At 46.2% G+C, this 3,332-nt stretch carries 2 protein-coding genes; both read left to right on the forward strand.

Annotated features, from left to right (window positions below):
- On the forward strand, positions 1-1,561 hold a 1,561-nt coding region (locus QZ735_RS18125; RefSeq protein ID WP_294251560.1), incomplete at its 5' end, for a glycoside hydrolase family 97 protein.
- Positions 1,562-1,975: 414 nt separating this feature from the next.
- A partial coding sequence (locus tag QZ735_RS18130) for a glycoside hydrolase family 43 protein (RefSeq protein WP_294251563.1) occupies positions 1,976-3,332 on the forward strand: 1,357 nt, incomplete at its 3' end.

Below are 3,332 nucleotides of genomic sequence, written 5' to 3' on the forward strand. Positions count from 1 at the left end.
GAAAAAGCTAAATCTTATTCTTCGCGCGTACAACGATGGCATTGCTTTCCGGTATTCGCTTTCAGAAAAAGGAAATTATACCGTGCTGGAGGAATTGACTTCCTACACCGTTGGCAACGAAACCGCACGCTGGACCGAAAAATGGAATCCCGCCAATGAGGGCCTGTATTATGCGATGGTCGGCGATAAAACGCAGCAGGAAGAATGGGGGTATCCGGCGCTGTTCCAGACCAAAGAGAAGGACTGCTGGTTTTTACTGCATGAATCGGCTGTTGATGGAAATTACTGTGGCTCCAAACTGAGCAACAGATCCGATAAAAATACATATAAAATAACCTTTCCGGATCCGAAAGACGGCCGCGGAAAAGGAGAATCGTTACCCAAAATTACCTTTCCCTGGAAATCGCCCTGGCGAGTGATCATTATCGGGAGTCTCAATGATATGGTCGCTTCCACATTGGTTGATGACGTGGCGCCGCCTTCTGTCATCAAAAATACGGACTGGATAAAACCGGGAGCGGTTTCCTGGAACTACTGGTCGGATAACCACGGGACCAGAAACTTCAAAACGGTCTGCGAATTTGCCGATCTGGCTGTTGCCATGGACTGGCCGTATACTTTGTTGGACTGGGACTGGGATTCGATGGGCAACGGCGGAAATCTGGAAGATGCGTTACGATATATTCGTTCTAAAGGTATCAAACCGTTGATGTGGTACAATTCCGGCGGCGACCATACCTGGGTTGCTTCCACTCCGAAAGACCGGATGCTTACCCATGAAAATAGGGTAGAAGAATTTTCCAAACTTAAAAAGCTGGGCGTTGCCGGGGTAAAAGTCGATTTTTTCGAAAGTGAAAAACAGGAAATGATTCAGTATTATCTGGATATTCTGGAAGATGCGGCAAAGTTTGAAATGATGGTCTATTTCCACGGATGCCTGGTTCCGAGAGGCTGGGCCAGAACCTATCCGAATCTCATGACCTACGAAGCCGTCCGTGGTGCCGAATGGTACAACAACGGACCTGAATTTACCGCCACCGCGCCGGTTCACAATACCATTTTGCCTTTTACCAGAAATGTAGTCGGCTCCATGGATTACACGCCGGTCACCTTTACCAATTCACAGTTTCCGCACCTCACTTCCTATGGCCATGAGCTGGCGTTAAGCGTTCTGTTTGAATCGGCACTGCAGCACTTTGCGGACCGGCCGGAAGGCTATTCCGACTTGCCGGATGCGCCGAAGCAATTTTTAAAACAAGTTCCGACGGCCTGGGATGAAACGAAACTGTTGCAGGGATTTCCCGGCAAAGAAGTCGTAATGGCCCGGAGAAAAAACACGGATTGGTACATCGGCGGAATCAATGGCGAAAATGTTGAGAAAAACATCCTGATTACATTTGATTTTTTAGAAAAGAATAAAAAGTACAAGCTAAGGATTATAAAAGACGGAAAGCACGATAAGCAGCTGGTGACCGATGATCTGGTCATTGGAAGTGCAGATTCCGTTACCGTGAAAGAACTGAGGAGAGGCGGTTTTGCTGCCGTAATTTCACCCTTGTAAATGCAGCAAACTAATGTAAATAATAAAGAATAGGTCTGAATCAATAAAAAATCTGGTATCACGCAGATTACGGTGATTACGCAGATGCGAAAATGATAAAAATCTGCTGAATCTGCTAAATCGGCGAGCGTGTTTTTGGAAGTGCAGATTCCGTTACCGTGAAAGAACTGAGGAGAGGCGGTTTTGCTGCCGTAATTTCAACGCTGTAACTAATAATGATCGTTCATTAGATTTTAAATACTTAAAAATTGTATGAGCTGATTGAAATATAACCTCACGCAGATTACGGTGATTACGCAGATCCGAAAATGATAAAAATCTGCTGAATCTGCTAAATCTGCGAGCGAATTTTTAAATACCCTGAAAATGTAAAATATAATTGGCTTAAAAGTCAGAAAATTAAAATAATAGGTAATGAAAAATATAAAAACAATAATAGCCCTGATAGCCTGCAGTCTGGGATCTGTGGTTTCTGCACAGAACCCGGTGATCCAGACGCATTTCACACCCGATCCTGCACCAATGATTTACAAAGGCAAGATGTACCTGTACACGGGAGACGACCAGCCGGGATTCGATTTTTATACGATGACCAGGTGGCATGTCTATTCATCGGATGATATGGTGAACTGGACCGACCACGGGTCTCCGATTTCGCTCGAATCGTTCACTTGGGCAAGAGACCGGGCGTGGGCGGCACAATGTGTAGAGCGCAACGGCAAATTCTACTGGTACATCTGCGCGCAGACGGTAGATAACAATATGGCCATTGGGGTAGCCGTTTCAGACAGCCCGACCGGCCCATTCAAAGATGCGCTGGGAAAACCGTTGGTAACCACCGGAACCTGGGACAATATCGATCCGACGGCTTTTGTGGATGACGACGGGCAGGCCTATCTCTATTGGGGAAACAGCAAATTGTTTTACGTTAAACTGAACAAAGACATGACCACCTATAACGGGCCCATCACGGAAGTTCCGCAGTCGGTGGAAGCTTTCGGTGGACTCAGACGGCCCGGAAAAAGCGATGAAGTTTTGCAGAAACAGGAAAAATTCGACGATGTTTATGTGGAAGGTCCGTGGTTTTACAAACGGAACAAACAGTATTATATGATGTACGCGGGAATGACCAACAGAACGGAATGCCTGTCTTACGCAACCAGTGCTTCACCCACCGGACCATTGAAATACCGTGGAAAAATCATGACCGATCAGCCGACGAACAGTTTTACCAACCATGGTGGAATCATCGATTACAAAGGAAAATCCTACCTCTTCTATCACAATGCTTTATTGCCGAACGGTGGAAGTTATGGGCGAGCAACAGCCATCGAAGAATTTAAATACAATGCCGATGGCAGCATCCCGAAAATCACCATCACCAAAGAAGGGGTAAATCCTGTAGGAACCTTGAATCCTTACCTGAAAAACGAAGCCGAAACCATGGCCTGGTCGGAAAAATGCAGCACTTCCGAAAATAAGAAAACCGGTGTCTACGTTTCCGATATCCGGACCGGAGGCTACATCAAAGTCAGGGCGGTGGATTTCGGAATTAACGGGCCTGCCGAATTTTCAGCTTCGGTGGCTGCAGGAATCGACGGCGGAATCCTGGAAGTTCATCTGGATGATGTAAAAGGAACCAAAATCGCCCAGATCGAAATCCCGAGAACAGGCGGCTGGGAAGACTTCAAAACCTTAACTTCAATGATATCAGAACCGGTTTCCGGTATCCATGATGTCTATTTTGTCTTTCAGGGAAAAAACATCACCG

The sequence above is a fragment of the uncultured Chryseobacterium sp. genome (assembly GCF_913776365.1).
In the GTDB taxonomy this organism is placed as follows: domain Bacteria; phylum Bacteroidota; class Bacteroidia; order Flavobacteriales; family Weeksellaceae; genus Chryseobacterium.